At 57.0% G+C, this 1,124-nt stretch carries 2 protein-coding genes; both read left to right on the top strand.

Annotated features, from left to right (window positions below):
- On the top strand, window positions 1-469 hold a 469-nt coding region (locus tag ABZX22_RS45250), incomplete at its 5' end, for a hypothetical protein (protein WP_354923567.1).
- A gap of 260 nt (window positions 470-729) precedes the next feature.
- Entirely contained in the window at window positions 730-852 is a 123-nt protein-coding gene (locus ABZX22_RS45245) for a hypothetical protein (protein WP_255211731.1), read from the top strand.
- Window positions 853-1,124 lie beyond the last annotated feature (272 nt).

Raw genomic sequence — 1,124 nt, 5'->3', positions numbered from 1 at the left:
TCGACTCCTCGCCGGCGCAGGACAACGACTCGCTGACGGTCACCAAGGCGACGGCGACCAGTCGCTGGCGAAGGACCAGGCCGATATCCAGGAGAAGCAACAAGCCGTGTTGGACTGGGCCAAGCAAGCCAAGCCCGACGAGATCACCGACGCGCGAGAGCGGTTGCACGCACAGGTGCAGCAGCGCGCTGAAGACGCGCCCAAAGACAAGCACGCCCAAGTGGTGTTCAGCACCGTGGACGAATGGCGACAGAAGCGCCAGCAGAAGGACGGGGGGCAATCCTTGGGGGAAAACATCCCCATGCTGACTGCGGCCCAGCGGCAGCAAACCATGGGGCCTGGTAAGTTGGGCTACGCGCACTACGCCGCCAGCGCGAAGAAGGAAGCGGACTTCATGAAGCGCTATGAGGCAAACTTCGACTGGGATAAGCACGAGGCCCAAGTCCAGAAGAACATCTACCGTCAATGACGGTCCATTCCCCGTGTCGCATCCAGGGCCCTTCGGGGCCCTTTTTGTTGGGCACGTTCCCTTGTTTGTGAGTGGATCGATCTACCCATAAAAGCAAACGTCAAACGCGGCTCAAAGCAAGAGGCGGGATGGGGGTTGGAAAAGAGAAGAAAGGTTTTGACTAAACATCAAAAGTGTCGATCAATCGAGATTTTTAGGGTTGCCAGTTTTGTGAGATGTGGTTGACTGTAATCATTCAAACACAACCGGGGGAGGCCCCTATGTATATTTTTGCCGATGCTTACGAGTTCGCCGTGGACAACGTGGGGAACCTGCTGTTGACGTTGGGTGCGTTTTCGGTGGTGAGCTACGTGGCCGCCAACGTGGCAGGGTTGCTGGCATGATGGCCTGGTTGAGGGAGGATTTAGAGCAGATGGATCTGCACACCGTCTCACTTTTCCTACAAACCGGGGTTTTGGTCGGCGCGGCTTTCATCCTCAAGATCGCTTGCTGATTGCCAAAACCGAAAAAGACGGTATGCAAAGGGGATGGAACCCCAACACGACAACCCAGCAGGCAACCCAGGTGGGGGCGATTTCTTGAATCGTCCCCACGAGCCGTTGCTTCATCCCATCCTCCACCCCCTGACGCTGGCCCAGTTCTACGGGAAGCATCA

The sequence above is a fragment of the Nonomuraea sp. NPDC003804 genome (assembly GCF_040610675.1).
In the GTDB taxonomy this organism is placed as follows: Bacteria; Actinomycetota; Actinomycetes; order Streptosporangiales; family Streptosporangiaceae; genus Nonomuraea.
Note: the sequence above shows the minus strand (reverse complement) of the source record. Positions and strands in the feature narration are given on the sequence as shown.